The sequence below is a fragment of the Luteimonas changyuni genome (genome assembly GCF_039548395.1).
Classification (GTDB): Bacteria; Pseudomonadota; Gammaproteobacteria; order Xanthomonadales; family Xanthomonadaceae; genus Luteimonas.
The window spans coordinates 30,217-53,586 of record NZ_JBCLUZ010000010.1; the positions used below are offsets into that span (position 1 = coordinate 30,217).

The window sequence follows — 23,370 nt, forward strand, 5'->3', positions numbered from 1 at the left end:
GGCGCGCCGGAAGCCCGGGTGCAGGCGCGTCGCGCGCCGGTGATATCGTCAGGGGCCGTTCCGCATGCCTGGCCTGCCATCCGATGGGTACCTACGCACTCGGTTCCGTATTCTCACCGGCCTCGGTGGCCCTGGTTGGTGGCAGCCCGCGCGAACGCTCGCTGGGCCGGCTGGTGCTGGAGCAGATCGTCGAAGGCGGCTTCCCGGGGCGCGTGGGCGTGGTCAATGCGCGCTATCCGTCGATCGCCGGCGTCGACTCTTCGCCGCGGCTTGACGCGCTCGGCTTCGCGCCGGAGCTGGTCATCATCGCGACGCCGCCGTCCAAGGTCGCCAAAGTGGCCGCCGCCGCCGCCGATGCCGGCGCTCGCGCGGTCATCGTGCTGACGCGTGGCATGGGCGAGGGCCCCGACTCGAACAATGCCGCGCTGGCGGCGGTCGCGCGCGCGCGCGGGCTGCGCGTGGTCGGGCCCAACTGCCTGGGAGTGATCGCGCCGCACTCGAAGCTTTACGCGAGCTTCGCGGCGCACCGGCCGCCGCCGGGCGATGTCGCCCTGGTGTCGCAATCGGGGGCGGTGGGCGCGGCGATGATCGAATGGGCGCAGGGACGCGGGGTCGGCTTTTCCGCGGTGGTGTCGCTGGGTGATGCGATCGACGTCGATTTCGCCGACCTGCTCGACTGGTTCGCGGTCGACCGCCACACGCGGGCGATCCTGCTGTACCTCGAACACGTGCGCGATGCGCGCAAGTTCCTGTCGGCCGCGCGCGCGGGGGGGGGGGGGGGGGGGGGGGGGGGGGGGGGGGGGGGGGGGGGGGGGGAGGAGGGGGGGGGGGGGAGGGAGGGGGGAGGTCCGCACACTTCCTTTTCTCCCCCTCCCTCTGCGTCGCGCGGCAAGCCGGTGGTGATCGTGCGGCCGGGCCGCCACCTGCGCCGCGCGCCGCCGTACACCAGCCATGCCGCGGCATTGGCCACGCCCGACGATGTCTATGACGCCGCCTTCCGACGCGCCGGCCTGCTGCGCGTGCGCGCGCTGGACGAGATGTTCGCCGCCGCGGAAACGCTCTCGCACCTGGGCAGCGTGCCGGGCAGGCGCCTGGCGGTGCTGACCAACGGCGCCGGAGCCGGCCTGCTTGCGCTCGACCGCCTGCAGGACCTCGGCGGCAAGCCGGCCGTGCTGTCGGCGTCGACCGTCGAACGCCTGGAAGCTGCGCTCGAGCGCGGATGGTCGCGGACCAATCCGGTGGACCTGCTTGGCGATGCCGACGGCCCGCGCTATGCCGCGGGCCTGGAGGCGCTGCTCGACGATCCCGGCAACGACGCCGTCCTTGCCGTGAACGTGCCGACCGTGCTGTCGGCGCCGCGGGAGACTGCGGAAGCCACGGTCGCCGTGCTCAAGGCGCGGCCGCGCGGCACGGCCCGCAAGCCGGTGCTCGCGCTGTGGCTGGGCGATGACGGCGGCCTGCTCGGCGATGCCGGCGTGCCGACCTATGCCAGCGAGGCCGAAGCGGTGCGTGGCTTCATGTACCTGGTCCGCCACCGCGAAGCCCAGGCGGCGCTGATGGAGACGCCGCCGAGCCTGCCCGACGACTTCGCGTTCGATCGCGCAGCGGCGCAGGTGCTGGTCGACGCGGCGCTGGCCGATGGCCGTGAGTGGCTGGATCCCGCGGATACCGCGCGCCTGCTGGGCGCCTACGGCATTGACATCGCCATGCCCGTGCAGGCCGCCGATCCGGATGCCGCCGTGGCCCTGGCCGCGCCCATGCTCGACGGCGGCGGCACGGTCGCGGTCAAGGTGCTGTCGCCCGACATCACTCACAAGTCGGACGTCGATGGCGTGCGCCTGCACCTGGGCAGCGCCGATGCCGTGCGCGAGGCCACCGCGGACATCATCGAGCGCGCGCGCCGGCTGCGGCCCGATGCCCGCATCGACGGCGTCAGCGTCCACCCGATGGTGCTGCGCGCGAAGGCGCGCGAGGTGATCGCCGGCATCGCCGACGACCCGGTGTTCGGCCCGGTGGTGGTGTTCGGCCGTGGCGGCACCGCGGTCGAGCTGATCGACGACAAGGCGCTGGCGCTGCCGCCGCTGGACCTCCGGCTTGCGCATGAACTGATCGGCCGCACCCGCGTTGCCCGCATCCTGCGCGCCTACCGCGACGTGCCCGCCGCCGACGAGCGCGCGCTGGCCCTGGTGCTGGTGAAGCTCGCGCAGCTGGCCGCCGACATTCCCGAAGTGCGCGAGGTCGACATCAACCCGCTGCTGGTCGATGCCGACGGCGCGGTGGCGGTGGATGCGCGGATCGCGGTGGCGCCGTCGACGCGCCTGCACAAAGGCCGCGGCCACCCGCGCTTCGCGGTGTTCCCGTACCCCAGCGAGCTTGAGCGCACGCTCACGCTGTCCGATGGCCGCCAGGCCTTGGTGCGCCCGGTGCGGCCGGAAGACGACGCCATGTTCCGCCGCTTCTTCGAGCACGTCAGCGCCGAAGACCTCCGCCTGCGCTTTTTCCGCGCGGTGCGCGACTTCAGCCACGACTTCATCGCCCGCCTCGTGCAGCTCGACTACGCGCGTTCGATGGCGCTGGTGGCGACCGACGTTGCGAGCGGCGAGATGCTTGGCGCGGTGCGGCTGCTGGCCGACTCGGACTTCAAGCGCGGCGAGTACGGGATCATGGTGCGCTCCGACCTCAAGGGCGCGGGCCTGGGCTGGCGGCTGATGCAGCAGATGATCGAGGTTGCGCGCTGGATGGGGCTCGAGACCATCGAGGGCCAGGTGCTGCGCGAGAACAGCACCATGCTCGCCATGTGCCGGAAGCTCGGCTTCAAGGTCGTGCCCGACCCGGAGGACGCCACCCTGATGCTGGTGGAGTTGCCGGTCGAGGCCGCTGACTGAGGTCCCTCGCACCACGTTGGCGCTGTGGGAGCAATGGGAGCAGTGGAAGCAGTGGAAGCAGTGGGACTGTGGGAACTGTTGGAACTGTAAAGACTGTGAAGACTGTGAAGACTGTGGGAACCGGAAGACTGTGGGACCTGTGAAAACTGTGGGAGCGGCCATGGCCGCGATCGGGCCTGCGAAATCGCGGCCATGGCCGCTCCCACAGGATGACCGCGGCGGTCCAGGGCTTCCCGGGGCGGCGGCTGCGGGATAATGCGGGCATGCGCAAGATCCTGCACATCGACATGGACGCCTTCTACGCGTCGGTGGAGCAGCGCGACGATCCGTCCCTGCGCGGCCGCCCGGTGGTCGTGGCCTGGCGCGGCGCGCGCTCGGTGGTGTGCGCGGCCTCGTACGAGGCGCGGGTGTTCGGCGTGCGTTCGGCGATGCCGGCGGTGCGCGCCGAGCGCCTGTGCCCCGACGCCGTGTTCGTGCCGCCGGACTTCGTCCGCTACAAGGAGGCGTCGAAGCAGGTTCGGGACATCTTCCTGCGCCACACCGACCTCGTGCAGCCGCTGTCGCTCGACGAGGCCTACCTCGACGTCACCGCGCCGAAGATCGCCTCTCCCAGCGCCACCGAAAGCGCGCGCATGATCCGCGCCGAGATCCGCGAGGCGACGGCACTGACGGCTTCGGCCGGCATCGCGCCGAACAAGTTCCTCGCCAAGATCGCCTCGGACTGGAACAAGCCCGACGGCCAGTTCGTGGTCAAGCCGTCGCAGGTCGAAGCGTTCCTCACGCCGCTGCCGGTATCGAAGATCCCCGGCGTGGGCAAGGTGATGGAGAAGAAGCTCGCCGACATCGGCGTGGCCACCGTCGGCGACCTGCGCGCGTTCGCGCTGGAAGAGCTGCAGGCGCGCTTCGGCAGCTTCGGCGCCGGCCTGTACCGGCGCGCGCGCGGCATCGACGAGCGCCAGGTCGAGCCCGACCAGCCGGTGCAGTCGATCTCGGCCGAGGACACCTTCGAGCATGACCTCACGCTGTACGCGTTCGAGGACGCGCTGCGCCGCCTGGCCGGCAAGGCCTGGGACGCCACGCGAAAGACGCCGCGCGTCGGGCGCACGGTGGTGCTGAAGCTCAAGACCTCGGATTTCCGCATCCTTACCCGCAGCCATACGCCCGACGTGCCTCCGGCGACGCTTGCGGAGTTCACCGCCATCGCGCTGGCGCTGCGCGAGCGCGTGTCGCTGCCGGCGTCGACGCGCTACCGGCTGGCCGGGGTGGGGCTGGCCGGCTTTCGCGATCCGGAGGAAGCGCCGCTCCAGGCGCCGCTGTTCGCCTCCTGCTGAGCTGCCTCGCGTCGCGCGGGGCGCAGTTCCAGCCACAGGCTGTAGGCGGCGGTCAGCGCCGGCAGCAGGTTCTGCAGCACGCCCACGGCGTCCTGCTTGTCCGAGAACACGAAGTACGCCAGCGTCAGCCCGCTGCCGCACAGGCTCATGATCCAGAAGCTGCGCGGCACCACCGCGCGCCCGGCGCGCCGCGATGCGCCGAACTGCAGCAGCCATCGCGCGCCGAACAGCAGCGCGCCGAACAGCCCGATCAGCTTCCAGGGCGTCACCGCGACGCCGGTCCAGGCCAGCGCGGCAATGGTCTCGTTCATGGCAGGACCTCCAGGTCATGCGGGATGCGCTCGTCGGCGGCCACGCGCGTTCCGCGCCGCAGCAGCCACAGCACCCCGCGCAGGTCGCTGATGCCGACCAGCGCGCGGCCGAGGTTGTCGTACTTGCTGCGTCCATGCAGGCGCGGGCGGTGGTTGACCGGCACGCTCAGCGTGCGCCAGCCGGCGCGCTGCATCAGCGCCGGGAGATAGCGATGCATGTGGTCGAACGCCGGCAGTTCCAGGAACGCATCGCGCGCGAACAGCTTGATGCCGCAGCCGGTGTCCGGAGTGGCGTCGTGCAGCAGGCGGGCGCGGATGGCGTTGGCGATGCGCGAGGCCCAGCGCTTGCTGGCGGAATCCTCGCGATGCACCCGCCAGCCGGCAAACAGGCGCACGTCGTCGTCCGCGGCGGCGCGCGCCTGCAGCAGGCGCGGCAGGTCGGCGGGATCGTTCTGTCCGTCGCCGTCGAGCGTGGCGATCCAGTCCGCCCGCGCCGCCCTGACCCCGCTGCGCAGCGCCGCGCTCTGGCCGCTGCGCGCGCGGTGGCGAAGCACCCGCAGCTGCGGGCGCGATGCCGCGCACCTGGCCAGCGCGGCGTCGGTGTCGTCGTCGGAGGCATCGTCGACGCAGATGATCTCGTAGCTGTCGACGGCCTTGCACAGCGCGGCATCGATCTCGTCGATCAGCGCCGGCAGGTTGTCGGCCTCGTTGCATGCCGGCACCACGACGCTGAGCGCGGGGGCCCACGGGCCGCGTACCGGTGGCGGGTTCATGGTCATGCGGTGCACTCCGAGAAAACGTCAAGGTCGCGGTCGTAAAGCGCCGTGCGCACTTCGAGCAGGCCGAGGACGGAATGGAACAGGTCGTCATGGCTGGCCGCTGCATCGGCGCGGCGTTGCAGGCACGCGCGATCGACGTGCCGCGCCCCGGCCATGCCTGGCGACAGCCAGGCCAGCATCGGCACCTTCTTCTGCGTGTCCGGTGCGATCGCATAGGGCAGGCCGTGCAGGTAGAGGCCGTTTTCGCCGAGCGATTCGCCGTGGTCGGACACGTAGATGAGGGCGCTGTCGCGGTCGTCGCGCGCGGCAAGCAGCGTGATGGCATCGGCCACCAGCGCGTCGGTGGCGAGCACGGCGTTGTCGTAGCTGTTCACCACCTGCTCGCGGCTGCAGTGGCCGAGGTCGTCGCTGTCGCAGGTGGGTGTGTAGCGCCGCAGTTCGGGCGGCGTGCGGCGGTGGTAGGCCGGGCCGTGGTTGCCGATCTGGTGCAGCACGATCACCTGGTCGCCGGGCCAGCGGTCGATCGCGGCATCCAGGCCGGCTAGGAGAATCCCGTCATGGCATTCGTGCGCGCCACAGCCGGCGGCGGCGTCGTGGCGCATCGCTTCAAAGGCCAGTCCGGAGCAGACGCCCTTGCAGCCGGACTGGTTGTCGCGCCACAGCGTATGCACTCCGGCATGTTCAAGCACGTGCAGCAGCGATTCCGAGTTGGCAAGGCGCGCCTTGTCATAGCCGGCCTGGCCATCGGGCGAGAACATGCAGGGCAGCGACACTTCGGTGCTGGTGCCGCAGGCGGTGACATCGGTGAAGTTGATCGCGGTGGACGTGGCGAGCCGCGGCGTGGTCTGGCGCTCGTAGCCGTTCAATCCCCAGTTCTGCGCGCGCACGGTCTCGCCGACCACCAGCACCAGCAGGCGCGGCTTCGCATCGGCGGGCCGGGCGGCGATCGCGGCGTCATGGCCCAGTTCGCGGCGTGGTCCGTGCGCAACGCCGTCGCCATGGGCGATGGCTGCGGTCGCCATGACCAGGTTGCCGGGCGTGATCAGATGCCGCAGTTCGCGGTGGTTGCGCATCAGCGCGGACAGGTCCTGGAAGCCGGCAAGCGCACTGCCGGCGGCAAGCAGCGCCAGTGCCAGCATGATCCCCAGCCGCAGCAGCGCCGCGCGTACCGGGGGCCGCCGCCGCAGCCGCACGCGCGAGAGCACCAGCAGCGGCAGGCCGGCGTATGCGAGCAGCGAGGGCAGCAGGCTCCAGCCGAGCAGTTCGCCAGCCTCGCGGGTATCGGTATGCAGGACGTTGCGCACCATGTCGGTGTCGAAATAGACGCCGTACGCAACCATGTAATGGTGGGCCGCGGCGCCCGCCAGCAGCAGCACGGCAAGCACCGGCCTGGCCAGGCGGCCGTGGAGCAGGATGCAGAACAGGAAGGCCTGCAGGGCGAAGACCAGCAGCAGCAGGCAGGCTGCGGCGCGCGCGCCCGAGCCGCCGGCCAGCGCACCGGTCGCGAACACCGCGCGCCAGAACGGCAGGTTGCCGGCGACCGCGAAGTACAGGCTGGCCCACAGCGCCAGGGCTTCGGTGGTGATGGTGGGCCGCCAGGCGAGCAGCCGGTCGACCATCTGCTGCGGGCGCCACAGCGGCAGTGCGACCACGCTCACGACGCGATCCCCGCCGATGTCGGCCACAGCGCGGCCACGACGACCGCAACGGCCCAGCACAGCGCCGCCGACCACAGGTCGTGGGAGAGGAAGTGCGCGCCGCGCAGCTGCTGGTCCAGGCCGAACACGAGTCCGGCGGCGAGTCCGGCGGCGAGCCCGATGCGGCGGCCGCGCGGGGTTGCCGGCACGAAGGCAAGCGCGAGCCACGCATAGCCGGCGGCCGCGTGGCCGGCGGGAAAGCAGGCGCCGCCGCCGTCTCCCGGCAGCGCGGTTCCGCCGTAGCGGACGAGATCCCAGGGGCAATGCACGGCGGTCAGCTGTTTCAGCGTGGCGACGATTCCGGTGGCGACAAGGACCGATACCGCGAGACGCGCCAGCCGCTGGCGATGCCGCTGCAGCCGGTCGCTGATGTGCGTCGAAACCCACGCCAGCACGACGCCCAGCCAGGCGGCCCTGCAGGCCATCAGGCCCCCGTCATGCAGGAGCCCACGGGTGATGGGGCCGTCACGCAGCGCCCACTGGTGGCCCTCCCAAGCGAACAGCGTGTCGGCGAAGATGGTATCGAACGCCGTCGCATGCGCGAGGACCGCAAGCGCCGCCGGCAGCAGCGCCCACGGCAGCAGCGTCCATGCGCGGGACGCATGGGGTGCGTGCGCGGTGACATCCGTGGCGTCCATGGTGGGGAGGGCAGTGCGCATTGCAGGCATCGGCAGGGTGGGCAGCGCGATGATTGCGGTGCGCCTGTCGGAGAGCCGTTGGAGCGACGTTCGCGCTTCGTTAATTCCCGTCGCCCGCGAACGGCGGCACCTGGCACTGCGGATCGATCGCGGAACCCGGCACCAGCCACCAGTCCTGCCTGCTGGCATGGCCGATCATCCGCGCCCGGCCACGGTCGACGCAGGGGCCCAGCGCGTCCTCCGGCAGCCACAGCCAGCGCCGTTCCGGGGCCTCGGCCACCCACGCCGCGGCGTCACGCCACTGCAGGTGCCACGGCCGGCGGAAGCCGAATTCGACCATCGGGCGCTCCACCTGCAGCAGGTGCTGTTCGCGCCACGCGACCGCGCCAAGCTCGCCGTCCACGCCGATCCGCGCCACCACGTCCTGCATCAGCGCGCGGCCGGAGCTCGAGGCGTCGAGCGCCGGGGCCAGGACCAGTCCATACATGGTCCACGTCAGCGCCGAGAACAGCACCAGTGCGAAGGCGATGCGTCGCCCGCGCAGCACCGCCGCCAGCAGCCAGGCCGCGGCGCCGAGCCCGCCCAGCGCCCACAGCAGCATGCGCATGTCCGCCGCCGCGATGCCGCGCGTTTCGCCAAGGCGGGCGGCCCAGGCGGCATCGGCCAATCCGCTGCCCGAGGCGCCCAGCAGCAGGGCGCCGAACAACAGCAGCCAGCCGCACAGCGTCCAGCGCACGCCGCTGCGGCGCAGCAGCGCCGGCAGCAGCGGCGCGGCCGCCAGGCAGATGGCCGGCAGCGCCGGGAACACATAGACCTCGCGCTTGCCCGGGCTGAGCGAGAAGAACAGCAGCACCAGCGCCGCCCAGCCGAGCAGCAGCACGTAGCGCGGATCGCCCCGGCGCAGGCGCCGCCACCAGGCCGGCAGCAGCCACGGCAGCAGCAGCACGCCCGGCAGCCACAGCGTGGCGATGGTCTGCGCGTAGTACCAGGGCGGCTGCACGTGGTGCCAGGCGTTGAGATAGCGCGTACCGGTCTGCCGGAACAGCAGCTCGTGCGCGTAGGCCTGCAGCGCCGGGTCGGGGTTGCGCAGCAAGGCGATGCCCAGCGGCGCCAGCCAGACCGCGGCGCCGGCCACGAACCCGGCGGCGGCTGCGGCGGCATCGCCCGGCCCGCGTCGGGGCGGGCCGGGCGGGATGCGTTCCCGCCATCGCAGCCCCAGCCACGGCAGCAGGACCAGGATCGGCAGGAAGCCCACGCCCTTGGTCACCGTGCCCAGCCCGGCCGCGAACATCCCCAGCGCCAGCCAGCGCCGTTCGCGACCGTGGAGCAGGTAGTGCAGCAGCGCGCACAGCGACAGCGTGGTCAGCGCCACCAGCACCATGTCGATCTGCGCACGCTTGGCCTGCAGGCCGAACTGCAGGCACACGAACAGCGCGCCCGCGGCCCAGGGCGCGTGGCGGCGCGCCCACAGCCGCCCGGCGGCGCGGTGCACCAGCGCCAGCGTTGCCACTGCGGCCAGCAGCGAAGGCAGCAGGAAGGCCACGCGCCAGTCGCGCACCAGGGTCCAGCTGGCGGCCTGCATCCACATGAAGACCGGCGGCTTCTCGGCATAGGCCTCGCGGCCGCGCCGTGGCACCAGCCAGTCGCCGCTCTCGACCATGGCGCGTGCGGCCAAGGCGAAGCGCGGCTCGTCGGGCGGCGAAGGTTCGCGCAGGCCGATGCCCGCGGCCAGCGCGAACAGCACCAGCAGGACCAGGAACCAGTACGGCACGGAGGCGCGGTGCGTGGACGATGCTGTCATCCGCCGATGGTGCCGGGCGCCGCGTGGGAGAATCGTCGGAGGCCTGCGCCTCCGACACCGTTCCGACGTCGCGGCGCGCAGCCTGTGCCTTCACGGGAGCTCGCATGCGTCTGTTGGTGGTGGAAGACAACCAGAGCCTGGTCGCCAACCTCTTCGATTATTTCGAGGCGCGCGGCCATGTGCTCGACGCTGCCCCCGACGGCCCCACCGGCTACCACCTGGCCTCCACCCAGGCCTATGACGCGGTGGTGCTGGACTGGATGCTGCCGCGGCTGGACGGACGCGAAGTCCTGCGGCGCCTGCGCGAGGCCGGCCACGACGTGCCGGTGCTGATGCTGACCGCGCGCGACGAGCTGCCGGACAAGATCGCCGGATTCCGCGCCGGTGCCGACGACTACCTGACCAAGCCCTTCCAGCTGCCCGAACTGGAAGTGCGCATCGAGGCCCTGGTCGCCCGCGCCAGCGGCCGGCAGCGCGGCCGCGTGCTGGAGGTCGCCGACCTGCGCTACGACCTGACCACGCTCGACGTCACCCGCGCCGGCCGCACGCTGCACCTGTACCCGGCCTGCCGCAAGCTGCTCGAAGTGCTGATGCGCGCAAGCCCCGCGACGGTCACCCGCGAGCGCCTGGAGCAGGCGCTGTGGGGCGATGATCCGCCCGACGGCGACATGCTGCGCTCGCATGTCTATGAGCTCCGCCGCAGCATCGACGGCCCCTGGCCGGTGAAGCTGCTGCACACGCTGCCGCGCATCGGCTATCGCCTGGGCGAGCCGCTCGGGAGTGACGATGGTGGCTAGGCACGGCCTGCGCCGGCGGATGGTGTGGGGGCTGGTCGGCTATGCACTGCTGGCATCGGCGGCGATCTTCGCCTATGGCTTCGTCGTCAACGAGCACGCCGAGCAGCTGGTCTGGACCGCGCTGCTTGAAGCCGAGTTCGACCATATCGAAGGTCGTCGCGCGCTGTCGCCGGACGAGCGCTGGGTCGACACCGAGACCATGTCGCTGTTCGGAGACGATGCCGGACGGTCGCTTCCCGAGGCGCTGCGTGGCAAGGCGCCGGGGCTGCACGACGAAGTGCATTTCGACGGCAAGCAGTGGGTGGTGCTGGTCCGCGAGGTGGACGGCCGGCCGTGGGCGCTGGCGCTGGACATCGGTGATTTCGAGCGTCGCGAGATCTATGTTGCCGCGAGCGTGCTGGCGGCGATGCTGGTCATGGTGCTGCTGCTGGGCCTGGCGATCGGCTGGGGCGTCGACCGGCTGACGCGGCCGCTGCGCGCCTTCGCGCAGCGCATCGGGCACCTGCGCCCCGACCGTAGCGGGCAGCGCATCGACCTGCCGGCGGATGCCAGCTCCGAACTGGTGGTGATCGCGGAGGCGCTCAACGACTACATCGCCCGCAACGAGCTGTACGTGCAGCGCGAACGGGTGTTCATCGACAGCATGAGCCACGAGCTGCGGACGCCGATCTCGGTGATCGCGGGCGCGGCGGAGCTTGCCGCCGCGCAGCCCGGCGTGCCGGACGCCGCGCGGCAGCAGATCGCGCGCATCAGCCGCACCGGCCGCGAGATCGAGCGCCTGATCGCGCTGCTGCTGGTCCTGGCCAAGGAGCCGGGACGCCTGGCGCAGGCCAGCGATCGCATCGACCTTGCGCAGCTGCTGCCCGAGATCATCGATGACCACCTGCCGATGGCGCGCGAAAAGGGCCTGGTGCTGGCCCTGCAGCCGACACCGCGCTGCGAGATCCTGGCGCCGATGCCGGTGGTGCAGGCGGCGATCGGCAACCTGCTGCGCAATGCCATCGAGAACAGCGACAGCGGCGAGATCGGCATCCGCATCGATTCGGGTGCGGTGGTCATCGACGATCCGGGCCACGGCATGACGCCGGAGGAGATCAGCGCGATCTATGCGCGGATGGCACGTGGCGGCGGCCGCGAACGCGGCGGCATCGGGCTGGAGCTGATCTCGCGGCTGTGCGACCACCTGGGGTGGAGGCTCGAGATCACGTCGCGTCCGGGGCAGGGCACCACCACGCGCCTGGACCTGTCGATGGCCTGCGTGGGCGACGGCGTGCGCTGACGCCGCCCGGCACTCTGGTCCGCGCCCACCGCTGCGGCGATAATGGCGTTCGCATGAACCCGAGGAGATGCCGCGTGCCGTTCCCGTATCCACTGGTCCTGTTCGACCTCGACGGCACCCTGGTCGACAGCGCCGCCGACATCGCCGAAGCGGTGAACCGCACGCTCGACGAGCTGGGCCATCCACGCCAGCCCGAGGCGCTGGTGCGCGCCTGGATCGGCCTGGGCACGCACGTGCTGCTCGACAGCGCGCTGCGCCATGTCGGCAGCAAGCGCACGGTGGACGAGGAGATGCCGCGACTGATGCGCCACTACGGCGACTGCCTGCTGCTCGATGCGCGACTGTATCCGGGCACGGTGGAGATGCTCGACGCGCTCGCCGCTGACGGCGTGAGGATGACCATCTGCACCAACAAGCCCGAGCGCTACGTGCGCCCGCTGCTGGATGCGATGGAGATCACCCGCTACTTCGACGGCATCGTCGGCGGCGACACCTTGCCCGAGCGCAAGCCGCACGCGATGCCGCTGCTTCACCTGGTGGCGCAGCACGGACGGCGCGTGGAGGAGTGCCTGATGGTGGGCGACTCGGAAGCCGACGCCGGCGCCGCGCATGCGGCCGGCATGGATCTGGTGCTGGTGCGCCATGGCTATCCGCGGGACTTCGACCTGGAGCGGGCGGGTGCGGTGGCGGTGATGGACAGCCTGGAGGGGTTGATGGGATTGCGCAGGTAGAAACGAGCTCGCAAAAGCCCCCTCCCGAAGCCGACGTTCTTCCCCCGCGAAGCGGGGGAAGATGCCCAAAGGGCAGATGGGGGCGAAGCTTCCGGGAGTGTCCCGTCACCGCCCCGGCTGGTACCTCAACGCCAACCCATACTCCCGCCCCGGCTGCCGGTACCACGACACCGTTTCGTACTCGCGGTCGAACACATTGCTCGCCCGTGCCAGCAGCGACCACGCGTTGTTGAACGCGTACTCCATCCTCAGGTCGGTAGTGGCGTAGCCCGACAGGCGCACCGCGTTCGCGGCGTCGTCATAGCGGGCGCCGCTGCCGTTGAGCGTGGCGCCGATGCGGATCGCACCGAAGGCCCGGTCGACGTCGACGCGGCCGGTGTTGCGCGCCCGGCGGGCGAGCAGGTTGTCGTACTGGCTGCTGCCTCCGGTGCGGTTGCGCGGGTCGGTGTGGCTGAGCTGCGCGGCGAGGTTCCAGCCCGCCAGCTCGATTGCGCCTGTCAGTTCGGCGCCGGTGATCCGCGCCTCCTCCACCTGCGCCATCATCCAGGTCGACGAATCGTAGGTGATCAGGTCATCGATGCGGGTCTGGTACGCATCCAGGCTCCAGTGCCAGCCGTCGCCGTACTGCGCAAGACCGATGTTGGCGCTGCGGGACTCTTCCGGATCCAGCGTCGGCACGCCGCTCCAAGGGTCGTAGAGGTCGCTGAAGGTCGGTGCCTTGAAGGCCGTGCCGTAGCTGGCGGTGAGCTTGAAACCGCTGCCGAACGACAGGCCCCAGCCGAGGCTTCCGGTGGCGTGGCTGCCGAACTGCTCGTTGTCGTCGTTGCGCAGGCTGGCCTGGAACGACTGGCTGCCGAGCCGGCCCTGGTACTGCATGAACACGCCGGTATTGTCGCGGCTGTCGACCGTGTACTCGGTGGTGCTGCCGTCCAGCGTGTCCTTGCTCCAGTCCACGCCGGCGCTGAGCAGATGGCCTTCGGCCAGGCCGAAATCGGCCTGTGCCGATGCGCTGTCGCGGTGGGACTCGGCGCTGCCGAGGTAAGTGCTGTCGCTGTAGTTGTCGGATTCGTTGTCGCTGCGGCCGGCGCTGACGGTGAGGTCGAATCGATCCGAAGGCGTGTAGCGCAGTTTGCCGCCCACGACCTGCTGCCGGGTTTCGGAATAGTTGTAGTAGCCGTCGTACTGGTTCTCACCGTCGGCGCGCAGGGCCGAGCCTTCGATGGCCAAGGTGTCGCTCAGTGCGTAGCCGCCGCGCAGGCTCAGCGACTGGTTGCGGTAGCCGTCGCGGTCGGGCTCGTCGGCGAAGCAGCCGGTGAACAGCGTGCCCGAGCCGCGGCAGGAATCGATGCCGTCGGTGCGCTGGTAGGCGACGTCGGCGCCGAACCAGCCGCGCTCGCCGCTGCCGCCGAAGCCGCCGGCGGCTTCACGCAGGCCGTTGCTGCCGCCGCCCACGCGGAAGTGCGGCTGGAAATCGCCGCGGTTGCGGCGGGTGAAGATCTGGATCACGCCGCCGATGGCATCGGCGCCGTACAGGCTCGACTGCGGGCCGCGTACGATCTCGATGCGTTCGATCTGTTCCAGCGGCAGGTCCTGGAGGGTGGCCATGCCCAGGTCGGCGGTATTGATGCGCATCCCATCGACCAGGACCAGCGTATGCGCGGAGTTGGTGCCGCGCAGGAACAGCGAAGACTGCTTGCCCAGTCCGCCGCTGTTGGTCAGGTTGATGCCGGCACGGCCGCGCAGCAGCTCCTGCAGCGAGGTGGCCTGGCTGCGCTCGATCTCGTCGCGATCGATGACCTGCGCGGGGACGAGGCTGTCAGCCAGCGCCACCTCGGTGCGGGTGCCGGTGACGATGACCTCGTCGAGGTCGGTGGCCTGCATTGCACCGCTGGCCATCGCGGCCGGGGACAGGGCGAACGCCACTGCGAGGGAAAGGATCTGGTGCTGCGGCTTCATCGGGTTCTCCATGCGTCGCGCACGCCCGCGCGACTTGTGTCGTGGGGTTGCGGGCAGGGAACAGGGGACGGGAGGGTGACGTGGACGACACGGCGCGCTACCGCCGCAACGCCCTCCGCGTCACAACCAGTGTGTGTCTTCCAGGCCGGTCTCCGGGCTCGCGGGCGGAGCGCTGCAGCTGCTCCAGCCCCGGCGCCTTCCCGTGCGATGCACAGTGGCGGTTTGCCGGGGTGTTCCACGCTTACCGTTGCGGGGGCAGCGCCGGAATGCTTCGTGCGCCGTGGCGGCGGGCGGAAGGTCACCGGCTTCCCGTTTCAACCGTTGGGGAGAACCCCGCCGGTCACCAGAAAGAGCGCGCAGTCTACGGCATCGCTCCGCGGCGCGGCAAAGGCACCCGGCCCTGCGGGGCGGGCAGGGCGGGCCGCGGCGGGCGGATAGAATGCGCGGCTGCGATATGCACATCGGGGCGCAATGACGGAGTCATGGTTCACGCAGCGCTGCGCGCTGCCTTCGGAGGCGCACCGCGCCCGCGCGGTCGCGCGCCAGCAGCAGCTCACCAAGCCTGCCGGCGCGCTCGGCCGGCTGGAAACGCTGGCGGTCGAACTCGCGGCGCTGCAGTCCAGCGACCGCCCCGCGGCGTCGCGTGCCCCGGTGCTGCTGTTCGCCGCCGACCACGGCGTGGTGGCGCAGGGCGTCTCCGCGTATCCGGCCGAAGTCACGGTGCAGATGCTCGCCAACTTCGCGGCCGGCGGTGCGGCGATCGCTGTGCTGGCTCGTGAACTCGGCCTGCCGCTGCATCTGCGCGACGTCGGCACGCTGGCCGAGGGGCCCCTGCCCGGAGCTGTCGTCGACAAGCCCTGCCGCGGTACGCGCGACCTCAGCGTGGAGCCGGCGATGGCGGCCGGCGAGCTTGCGCATGCGCTGGCCGCCGGACGCCGCGCGGTCGACGAGGCGCTGGCCGATGGTGCCGACCTGCTGCTGCCCGGCGAGATGGGGATCGGCAACACCACGGCGGCGAGCGCGCTGGCCTGCGCGCTGGCCGCGCTGCCGGTCGCCGACCTGGTCGGTGCCGGCACCGGCCTCGATGCCGCGCGCATGGCCCACAAGCAGACGGTGGTGGAGCGCGCGCTGGCGCTGCACGGCGCGGCGATCGAGGCGGCGCCGCTGCCGGCGCTGGAAGCGCTGCGCCGCGTCGGCGGCCTCGAAATCGCCGCGCTGGCCGGAGCGATGCTCGCCGCGGCGCAGCGCGGCACGCCCGTGCTGGTCGACGGCTTCATCGTCTCGGTCGCGGCGCTGGCGGCGGTACGGCTCAATCCGGGCGTGCGCGCCTGGCTGCTGTTCTCGCACCGCTCGGCCGAGCGCGGCCACCAGCGCGTGCTTGACACCTTGGACGCGTCGGCGCTGCTTCAGCTCGACCTGCGTCTGGGCGAAGGCTCGGGTGCAGCGCTGGCGCTGCCGCTGCTGCGCCTGGCCTGCGCGCTGCACAACGACATGGCGACCTTCGCCGAGGCCGCGGTCGCCGACAGGCCGCCGGCGTGATCGTCGACCTGGTGCGCCACGCCGATACCGGCCGCCGCGGGCACCTGGACGGACGCGAGGATCCGCCGCTGCGCGACGGCGCCACCGACGGCCCGTGCCGGCGCCATGCCGGCATCGCGTGGACGCGGGTGACCAGCTCGCCGCTGCGCCGCGCACACGACACCGCACTGGCGCTCGCGTTGCCCACGGGCCTGCCGGTGGAACTCGACAACGGCTGGGTGGAATTCGACTTCGGGGACTGGGACGGCCGCGCGGGCGCGGACCTGCCGGCTGCCGCGCTGGCCGCGTTCCACCACGATCCACGCGCCAATCCGCCGCCCAACGGCGAAGCCTGGGATGCGTTCGAAGCGCGCATTGGCCGCGGACTCCAGGCGCTGCTCGCGCATGCGGCGCCAGGACCGCAGCTGGTTGTCAGCCATGGCGGCACGCTGCGCATGGCGCTGGCGCTCGCCTGCGGCCTGCCGCTCGTGTCGACCTGGGCGCTGCGCATCGACTACGGCACGCGCCTGCGCCTGCGCCTCGAGGCCGGCGACGACGGCCGCCCTTGGGGCGAAGTGCTCGAGCTGGCGCAGCCATGAGCCTGCGCCGGCTGATCCTGGCGGTGCAGTTCCTGACCCGCCTGCCGACGCCGCAGGTGCGTGATTTCCGCGACGACGACCTGTCGCGCTCCGCGGGGTATTACCCGCTGGTCGGCGTGCTGATCGGGCTGCTGCTGGCCCTGCCGCTGTGGGGCTTCGACCAGCGCCCGTGGCTGGCGGCGGTGCTGGCACTGTTCATGTGGGTGTGGGTGACCGGTGCGCTGCACCTGGACGGCCTGGGCGACGTGGCCGATGCCTTCGGCGCCGCGCACCGCGATCCACAGCGCTTCCTGGCGGTGCTCAAGGATCCGCACATGGGCGTGTTCGGCGTGGTCTCGGTGGTGATGCAGCTGCTGGTGAAGCTGGTGTTGCTGGCCGAGCTCGCGGGATCGCCGTGGTGGTTCGGGATCGTGCTGGTGCCGGCCTGGGCGCGCTGGGGCACGCTGTGGTGGAGCCGCCTGCTGCCGCCGATCCAGCAGGCCGGCATGGCCGAACGCTTCTCCTGGAAGCTGGACCTGCACGTGGTCTGGCTGTGGGCGATCGCGCTGGCCGCGGCCAGCGTGCTGGTGCCGCCGCTGCTGGTCGCGCTGCCGCTGGCGCCGCTGGTCGCGGCCTACTGGCGCCGCCGCCTCGGCGGGATTTCCGGCGACTGCCTGGGCGCGAGCGTGGAGGTGGTGGAAAGCCTGCTGCTGCTGGCGCTGGTGCTCGCGGCCGGCTGGTCGCCGGGCGCGTGGTGGCAGGCCTTCTAGCGCGCGGCGGGGTTCAGTCGCCGTCGGGCCGGTCGAAGTAGTCCGGCGCAGGCATCGCGTCGTCGTCTTCCTGCATGACCGTGGTGGTCACCGGCCCGGCAGGCGGGCGGTTGCGCGGCGGCGGCAGTTCGGCGATGGCGGCTTCCGCGGCGGTCACCAGCTCAAGGCGGCGCTCGTTGGGTACGTCCTGCCAATGGCAGTCGCAGAGCGCGCCCTCAAGCGAATACAGCAGGTTGAGGCTGGGCTTGAAGCCCGCGCGCTTGATGCGCATGAATGCCTCCAGCGGACCCGCTTCTATGAGGTCTTCCGGCGTCCTCAGACCCACCTGGCGCAGCCATGCGGCCGACTTCGGCCCGATGTTGCGCATCTTGAGCGGTTGGGCGCTCATGCTCCCAGCGATTCCACGTACACGCGTGCGATCTCCTCGAGTCCCCTCTGGTCTTCAACGTCAAAGCGGGCCGGAACCGGACTGTCGAGGTCAAACACGCCGACCAGCGCACCAGCGTGGAACAGCGGAACCACCAGTTCCGAACGCGATGCGGCGTCGCAGGCGATGTGGTCGGCGACCGCGTTGACGTCCTCGACGCGTTGGGTTTCGCCGGTGCGCGCGGCGGCGCCACAGACGCCGCGATCAAGCGGAATGCGCACGCAGGCCGGCTGGCCCTGGAACGGGCCGACCACCAGTTCGGTGCCGTCGAAGAAGTAGAAGCCGACCCAGTTGAGCTCCGGCAGCGCGTGGTAGACCAGCGCCGAAAGATTGGCGGCGTTGGCGATGCGGTCGCGTTCGCCGTGGAGAAGCGCGCGTGCCTGGGCCGCCAGCTGGGCGTACTGCTGCGGCTTGTCGCCGCTTAGACTCTGCGTGGTGAACATGACCGGAAGTGTAGCGCGCGGGGTCCTGGTGACCGGCACCGACACCGGCGTCGGCAAGAGCGTGGTCAGCGTGGCCCTGCTGCATGCGCTGCGCGCGCGCGGGCTGCGCGCGGTGGGAATGAAGCCCGTGGCCGCGGGCTGCGAGGCGACGCCACAGGGCTTGCGCAACGAAGATGCGCTGGCCCTGCAGGCCGCAAGCGACCCCGTGCCGACCTACGCGGACGTCAATCCCTGGGCATTGGTTGAAGCCACTGCGCCGCAGCTCGCGGCGCGCGCGGCTGGCATCGAGGTCTCCGTGCCCCCCGTGGTGGCGGCTTACGCGCGGCTCGCGGCGGGTGCCGACGCGGTGGTGGTGGAAGGCGCCGGCGGCTGGCTGTCGCCGCTTGCCGACGGCATCGAGCATGCCGACCTGGCCCGTGCCCTGGAGCTGCCGGTGCTGCTGGTGGTGGGCCTGCGCCTGGGCTGCCTCAGCCACGCCCGGCTCAGCGCCCGCGCGATCGCCGCCGACGGCTGTCGCCTGCTGGGCTGGGTGGGCTGCGCGGTCGACCCCGCGTTCGATCGCCGCGATGACTACCTGGGGCTGCTCGACGCCGCGTTGCCGGCGCCCTGCCTGGGCGTGGTCGCACATGCCGGGCCAGTCGTGGATCCAGGCGCCCTGGCGGCCGGCCTGGCGGCGGCAGCGCGTGCGGTCGCCGTGGCGGAACGGACGCAGTAAGGGGCGCCGCGACCGCGTCCACGGGCCGAACACGCGGCATTCACATCGTTGTGCCCTGTGGGCGGCACCATGTGCTCGTTGGCGATCCCTGACTTCAGGCACGGCGCGAGCGCCCCCGGCGGCGTCATACTTGCCGACCTGTTTCGCCATTCCCCCGAGAGGCACCCATGCGGCGCACCCTGATTGCATCCATCCTGACCGCGACGCTGGCCGCATGCGGCGGCGAACAGGACGCCCAGCAGCCGCCGCCGCCCGAACTGGGCGTCGTCTCCGTGCAGCCCTCGAACGAGCCCCTGCGCCGCGACCTGGTCGGCCGCCTGGCCGCCTACCGCAGCGCCGACGTGCGCGCCCGTGTCCCCGGCGTGATCCAGCGCCGCGTCTACCAGGAAGGCAGCGACGTCGAGAAAGGCCAGGTGCTGTTCGAGATCGACCCCGCGCCGCTGCGCGCTGCCGCCGGTGAAGCGCAGGCCGCGCTCGCCCAGGCGCGCGCCAACCAGGCTAACGCCCGCGCCTTCGCCACGCGCGCGCGCAGCCTCGCGCCGGAGCGCTTCATCTCGCAGTCCGACCTCGACAACGCGCTGGCCGCGGAGCGCAGCGCCAACGCCGCCGTGCAGGCCGCGCAGTCGGCGGTCGAGAGCGCGAACATCAACCTCGGCTACGCCACCGTACGCGCGCCGATCTCCGGCCGAGCAGGCAAGCAGCAGGTCACCGAAGGCGCGCTGGTCGGGCAGGGCACGGCGACGCTGCTGACCACGGTCGACCAGATCGACCCGCTGTACGTGAATTTCAGCATGGGCGCCGGCGAACTCGATGAAGTGCGCGGCATGCAGCTCGATCGCGAAGGTCCGGTGGCCGTGCAGGTGCTGTTGCCGGGCGGCAGCGTCTACGAGCACGCCGGCGAGCTCGACTTCTCGGGCGACGTCGTCGATCCCGAGACAGGCGCGGTGTCGCTGAGGGCCACCCTGCCCAATCCCGACCGCCGCCTGCTGCCGGGCACCTACGTGACCCTGGTGGCGACGCTGGGCGTGCAGCACGGCGTGTTCACCGTGCCCCAGGCCGCGGTGCAGCGGGATGCCACCGGCCCCTATGTGATGGTCGTGGGCGCCGACGGCATCGTGGTCCGCAAGGACATCACCACCGCGCGCGCCGAGGCCGGCAGCTGGATCGTCAGCAAAGGCCTGGCCGCGGGCGACCGCGTGGTGGTCTCGGGATTGCAGCGCGCGCAGGCGGGCCAGCCTGCCACCGCCACGCCGTGGCAGCCGTCCGCGGCGCCTGGCGCTCCCGGCGCCGGGCCGGCCGGGCAGGACGCCGCGCCTCCGTCGGCCCCGGCGGCTTCGCCGGAACCGGCCGAAGGCCATCCCGACGCGGCCACGCCCGCGGGCGATGACACCGCCGCCGACGCCGCCGCGCAGGGCTGACCCCGATGCCTCGCTTCTTCATCGACCATCCGGTCTTCGCCTGGGTCATCTCGATCCTGATCGCGCTTTCGGGCGTGATCGCGCTGCTCAACATGGGCGTGGAGTCCTATCCCAACGTCGCGCCGCCGCAGGTCACCGTGGGCGCGAGCTACCCGGGCGCCGACGCCGCCACCACCGAGCGCGCGGTCACCCAGGTGATCGAGCAGCAGCTCACCGGCATCGACAACCTGCTGTACTTCAGTTCGAGCTCAAGCTCGTCCGGCCGCGCCAGCATCACCCTGACCTTCCAGACCGGCACCGACGCCGACATCGCCCAGGTGCAGGTGCAGAACAAGGTCGCCCTGGCGACGCCGCGCCTGCCGACCGAGGTCACCCAGCAGGGCGTGGTGGTGGCCAAGGCGAATGCCGGGTTCCTGATGGTGGTGGGGCTGCGTTCGTCGACGCCGTCGTTCGACCGCAACGCGCTCAACAACCTGATCGGCGCCAGCGTGCTGGAGCAGATCGCGCGCGTGCCCGGCGTCGGCAGCACCCAGCAGTTCGGCTCCGAGTACGCCATGAACATCTGGCTCAACCCGGACAGGATGCAGGGCTACGGCCTGTCGGCCACCCAGGTGCTGGCGGCGGTGCGCGGCCAGAACGTGCAGTTCGCCGCCGGATCGATCGGCGCCGACCCGGCACCCGAGGGCCAGGGCTTCACCGCCACGGTTTCGGCCGAGGGCCGCTTCTCCACCCCCGAGCAGTTCGGCGACATCATCCTGCGCGCCGATGCCGAGGGCAGCACGGTGCGCCTGAAAGACGTGGCGCGGATCGAGATCGGCGCCCAGGGCTACGGCTTCGACAGCAAGTTCAACGGCCAGCCCACGGGCGCATTCGCGATCCAGCTGCTGCCCGGCGCCAACGCGCTCACCGTCGCCGAGGGCGTGACCTCGCGCATGGACGAGCTGCAGGGCAGCTTCCCGCAGGGCGTGGAGTGGTTCAGCCCGTTCGACAGCACCACCTTCGTCACCATCTCCATCAAGGAAGTGGTGAAGAGCCTCATCGAGGCGATGGTGCTGGTGTTCCTGGTGATGCTGATCTTCCTGCAGAACCTGCGCGCCACGATCATCCCGACGCTGGTGATCCCGGTGGCGCTGCTGGGCACCTTCCTGGGCCTGAGCATGATCGGCTTCACCATCAACCAGCTGACGCTGTTCGCGATGGTGCTGGCGATCGGCATCGTGGTCGATGACGCGATCGTGGTGATCGAGAACGTCGAACGCATCATGGCCGAGGAGCACCTGGCGCCGCGCGAGGCCACGATCAAGGCCATGGACCAGATCACCGGCGCGGTGGTCGCGATCACCGTGGTGCTGGCGGCGGTGTTCATCCCGAGCGCACTGCAGGGCGGCGCGTCGGGCGAGATCTACAAGCAGTTCGCGATCACCATCGCCGTGGCGATGGGCTTCTCCGCGTTCCTGGCGCTGGGCTTCACCCCGGCGCTGTGCGCGACGTTCCTGAAGCAGCACGAGAAGCCCGACCCCGACGCGCCCGACGGCGGCAAGCGCCAGAACGTGGTCTACCGCACCTTCAACAAGCACTACGACCGCATCGCGGGCACCTACGTGCGCCACATCAGCGGTGCGGTGCGCCACGCGCCGCGCTGGATGCTGGTGTTCGCCGCGTTGACCGTGCTCGCCGGCGTGCTGCTCGCGCGCCTGCCGGGCAGCTTCCTGCCCGAAGAAGACCAGGGCTATGCCATGGCCATCGTGCAGCTGCCGCCGGGCTCGACCCTGCAGCGCACGCAGGCGGTGTTCGAAGACGTGCGCACCACGCTGGAACAGGTGCCCGGCTACGAAGGCATGATGCAGATCGCCGGCTTCAGTTTCGTCGGCCAGGGCGAGAACGTCGGCATGGCGTTCATCAAACTCACCGACTGGGGCGAGCGCGACGGCACGGTGCAGGACTTCATCCAGGAGGCCAACGGCGCGCTGTACGCCATCCGCGACGCGCAGATCTTCGTGGTCAACCTGCCCACGGTGCAGGGCCTGGGCCAGTTCGGCGGCTTCGACATGTACCTGCAGGACCGCGCCGGCCTCGGCCGCGAGGCGCTGACGGCGGCGCGCAACCAGCTGCTGGGCGCGGCGGCGCAGGATCCATCGCTGACCGCGGTGCGGCCCAACACGCTCGAGGACGCGTCGCAGCTCAAGCTCACCGTCGACCGCGTGCAGGCGCAGGCCATGGGGCTGTCGGTCAACGACATCTACAGCGCGATCCAGCTGATGCTGGCGCCGGTGTACGTCAACGACTACTTCGCCGACGGCCGCGTGAAGCGCGTCAACATGCGCGCCGATGCGCCCTACCGCACCGACCCCGGCTCGCTGTCGCGCTTCTATACGCCGGCCGCGCCGAACGCCGACGGCACGCCCAACATGATCCCGCTGACCAGCGTGGTCGGCGCCAAATGGACCATGAGCACGCCCTCGCTGACCCGCTACAACGGCTATTCGGCGGTGAACATCGTCGGTTCCCAGGCGCCGGGCCACAGTTCGGGCGAGGCCATGGGCGCCATGGAGCGGATCGTCGACGAAGAGCTGCCCGCGGGCTTCGGCTACGACTGGGCGGGCATGTCCTACCAGGAGATCATCGCCGGCAATACCGCGACCCTGCTGCTGGTGCTGTCGGTGGTGGTGGTGTTCCTGTGCCTGGCCGCGCTCTACGAGAGCTGGTCGATCCCGGTGGCGGTGCTGCTGGCGGTGCCGCTGGGCATCCTCGGCGCGGTGGTGTTCACGATGCTGCGGCCGGGGCTGTCGAACGACATCTTCTTCAAGATCGGCATGGTCACGGTGATCGGCCTGGCGGCCAAGAACGCGATCCTGATCATCGAGTTCGCGGTGCTGGAGCGCGCCGCCGGAAAGAGTCTGCGCGAGGCCGTGATCGAGGCCGCGCGCATGCGCTTCCGCCCGATCCTGATGACGTCCTTTGCCTTCATCATGGGCGTGACGCCGCTTGCGCTGTCCAGCGGTGCCGGTGCCAACGCGCGCCACGCGCTGGGCACGGGCGTGATCGGCGGCATGCTGTTCGCGACCTTCCTCGGCCTGCTGCTGATTCCGGTGTTTTTTGTCAGCGTGCGCCGCCTGCTGGGCGAGCGGCTGGATGATCCGGCACCGGGTCCGGGACCGGGTGGTGGAGGCGCAACGCCGCCGGCTGCCGGATGATCTGATGCAGGCATGAAAAAACCCGGCAGCCGAAGCTGCCGGGTCGCTTGAAGCGGGCACCGCGCGGGGAGAGGATCGCGCGATGCCCCGGTCCCGTTGCCG

General features: G+C 71.3%; 18 protein-coding genes, 1 pseudogene and 1 riboswitch. Of the genes and pseudogenes, 11 read left to right on the forward strand and 8 right to left on the reverse strand.

The window, feature by feature from the left end:
• The first annotated feature begins 83 nt into the window (after positions 1 to 83).
• Positions 84 to 2,885: a bifunctional acetate--CoA ligase family protein/GNAT family N-acetyltransferase gene (locus WCD84_RS05925; RefSeq protein WP_343280742.1), complete on the forward strand. Its 2,802-nt coding sequence runs from the start codon at positions 84 to 86 to the stop codon at positions 2,883 to 2,885.
• Between the two features lie 263 nt (positions 2,886 to 3,148).
• A complete protein-coding gene (gene dinB / locus WCD84_RS05930; protein WP_343280743.1) occupies positions 3,149 to 4,216 on the forward strand; it encodes a DNA polymerase IV in 1,068 nt (355 codons plus the stop codon).
• 20 nt (positions 4,217 to 4,236) lie between these two features.
• Here the strand turns inward: dinB and WCD84_RS05935 are convergent.
• The 5 genes and pseudogenes from WCD84_RS05935 to WCD84_RS05955 form a co-directional block, all read right to left on the reverse strand.
• Positions 4,237 to 4,527 (reverse strand): annotated as a pseudogene (locus tag WCD84_RS05935) (lipid-A-disaccharide synthase N-terminal domain-containing protein); the annotation flags it as partial.
• On the reverse strand, positions 4,524 to 5,300 hold the full coding sequence (locus WCD84_RS05940; RefSeq protein WP_343255649.1) for a glycosyltransferase: 777 nt from the start codon (positions 5,298 to 5,300) through the stop codon (positions 4,524 to 4,526). The pseudogene WCD84_RS05935 and the gene WCD84_RS05940, both read right to left, overlap by 4 nt.
• Positions 5,301 to 5,302: 2 nt before the next feature.
• On the reverse strand, positions 5,303 to 6,964 hold the full coding sequence (locus WCD84_RS05945; RefSeq protein WP_343255623.1) for a phosphoethanolamine transferase: 1,662 nt from the start codon (positions 6,962 to 6,964) through the stop codon (positions 5,303 to 5,305).
• Entirely contained in the window at positions 6,961 to 7,641 is a 681-nt protein-coding gene (locus tag WCD84_RS05950) for a phosphatase PAP2 family protein (RefSeq protein WP_343280744.1), read from the reverse strand. The genes WCD84_RS05945 and WCD84_RS05950 overlap by 4 nt, the downstream gene beginning before the upstream one ends.
• Before the next feature lie 100 nt (positions 7,642 to 7,741).
• The gene (locus WCD84_RS05955; protein WP_343280745.1) at positions 7,742 to 9,442 is read right to left on the reverse strand and encodes an ArnT family glycosyltransferase; all 1,701 of its coding nucleotides are present in this window, start codon (positions 9,440 to 9,442) and stop codon (positions 7,742 to 7,744) included.
• 104 nt (positions 9,443 to 9,546) lie between these two features.
• Between WCD84_RS05955 and WCD84_RS05960 the strand changes: the two genes are divergently transcribed.
• The 3 genes from WCD84_RS05960 to gph are packed head-to-tail and all read left to right on the forward strand — an operon-like array spanning position 9,547 to position 12,249.
• Positions 9,547 to 10,239 (forward strand): response regulator transcription factor, encoded by a 693-nt coding sequence (locus WCD84_RS05960; protein ID WP_343255620.1) that lies wholly within the window; start codon positions 9,547 to 9,549, stop codon positions 10,237 to 10,239.
• Entirely contained in the window at positions 10,229 to 11,518 is a 1,290-nt protein-coding gene (locus WCD84_RS05965; protein ID WP_343280746.1) for a sensor histidine kinase, read from the forward strand. The genes WCD84_RS05960 and WCD84_RS05965 overlap by 11 nt, the downstream gene beginning before the upstream one ends.
• Before the next feature lie 53 nt (positions 11,519 to 11,571).
• Complete coding sequence (gph, locus tag WCD84_RS05970; RefSeq protein ID WP_343280747.1) at positions 11,572 to 12,249, forward strand: phosphoglycolate phosphatase; 678 nt, start codon at positions 11,572 to 11,574, stop codon at positions 12,247 to 12,249.
• Between the two features lie 105 nt (positions 12,250 to 12,354).
• Here gph and btuB read toward each other — a convergent pair whose 3' ends face one another.
• A complete protein-coding gene (gene btuB, locus WCD84_RS05975; RefSeq protein ID WP_343280748.1) occupies positions 12,355 to 14,205 on the reverse strand; it encodes a TonB-dependent vitamin B12 receptor in 1,851 nt (616 codons plus the stop codon).
• A 126-nt stretch (positions 14,206 to 14,331) separates the two neighbouring features.
• Positions 14,332 to 14,568, reverse strand: a riboswitch (cobalamin riboswitch).
• A 108-nt stretch (positions 14,569 to 14,676) separates the two neighbouring features.
• Here btuB and cobT point away from each other — a divergent pair.
• The 3 genes from cobT to cobS are packed head-to-tail and all read left to right on the forward strand — an operon-like array spanning position 14,677 to position 17,071.
• Positions 14,677 to 15,744 (forward strand): nicotinate-nucleotide--dimethylbenzimidazole phosphoribosyltransferase, encoded by a 1,068-nt coding sequence (gene cobT / locus WCD84_RS05980; RefSeq protein ID WP_343280749.1) that lies wholly within the window; start codon positions 14,677 to 14,679, stop codon positions 15,742 to 15,744.
• Positions 15,741 to 16,322: a histidine phosphatase family protein gene (locus tag WCD84_RS05985; RefSeq protein ID WP_343280750.1), complete on the forward strand. Its 582-nt coding sequence runs from the start codon at positions 15,741 to 15,743 to the stop codon at positions 16,320 to 16,322. The genes cobT and WCD84_RS05985 overlap by 4 nt, the downstream gene beginning before the upstream one ends.
• Positions 16,319 to 17,071, forward strand: a complete 753-nt coding sequence (gene cobS, locus WCD84_RS05990; protein ID WP_343280751.1) for an adenosylcobinamide-GDP ribazoletransferase — start codon at positions 16,319 to 16,321, stop codon at positions 17,069 to 17,071. The genes WCD84_RS05985 and cobS overlap by 4 nt, the downstream gene beginning before the upstream one ends.
• 13 nt (positions 17,072 to 17,084) lie before the next feature.
• On the opposite strand, the gene WCD84_RS05995 is transcribed toward cobS, so the two are convergent.
• Positions 17,085 to 17,459, reverse strand: coding sequence for a TfoX/Sxy family protein (locus tag WCD84_RS05995; RefSeq protein WP_343280752.1), 375 nt, complete (start codon positions 17,457 to 17,459; stop codon positions 17,085 to 17,087).
• On the reverse strand, positions 17,456 to 17,941 hold the full coding sequence (locus tag WCD84_RS06000; protein WP_343255612.1) for a GAF domain-containing protein: 486 nt from the start codon (positions 17,939 to 17,941) through the stop codon (positions 17,456 to 17,458). Before WCD84_RS06000 ends, WCD84_RS05995 begins: the two co-directional genes overlap by 4 nt.
• Between WCD84_RS06000 and bioD the strand changes: the two genes are divergently transcribed.
• The 3 genes from bioD (at position 17,934) to WCD84_RS06015 (ending at position 23,268) form a co-directional block, all read left to right on the forward strand.
• Complete coding sequence (bioD, locus tag WCD84_RS06005; RefSeq protein WP_449280067.1) at positions 17,934 to 18,656, forward strand: dethiobiotin synthase; 723 nt, start codon at positions 17,934 to 17,936, stop codon at positions 18,654 to 18,656. The genes WCD84_RS06000 and bioD overlap by 8 nt on opposite strands.
• Positions 18,657 to 18,823: 167 nt before the next feature.
• Complete coding sequence (locus WCD84_RS06010) at positions 18,824 to 20,074, forward strand: efflux RND transporter periplasmic adaptor subunit (protein WP_343280753.1); 1,251 nt, start codon at positions 18,824 to 18,826, stop codon at positions 20,072 to 20,074.
• Positions 20,075 to 20,079: 5 nt separating this feature from the next.
• Positions 20,080 to 23,268 (forward strand): multidrug efflux RND transporter permease subunit, encoded by a 3,189-nt coding sequence (locus WCD84_RS06015; RefSeq protein ID WP_343280754.1) that lies wholly within the window; start codon positions 20,080 to 20,082, stop codon positions 23,266 to 23,268.
• Positions 23,269 to 23,370: the final 102 nt, after the last annotated feature.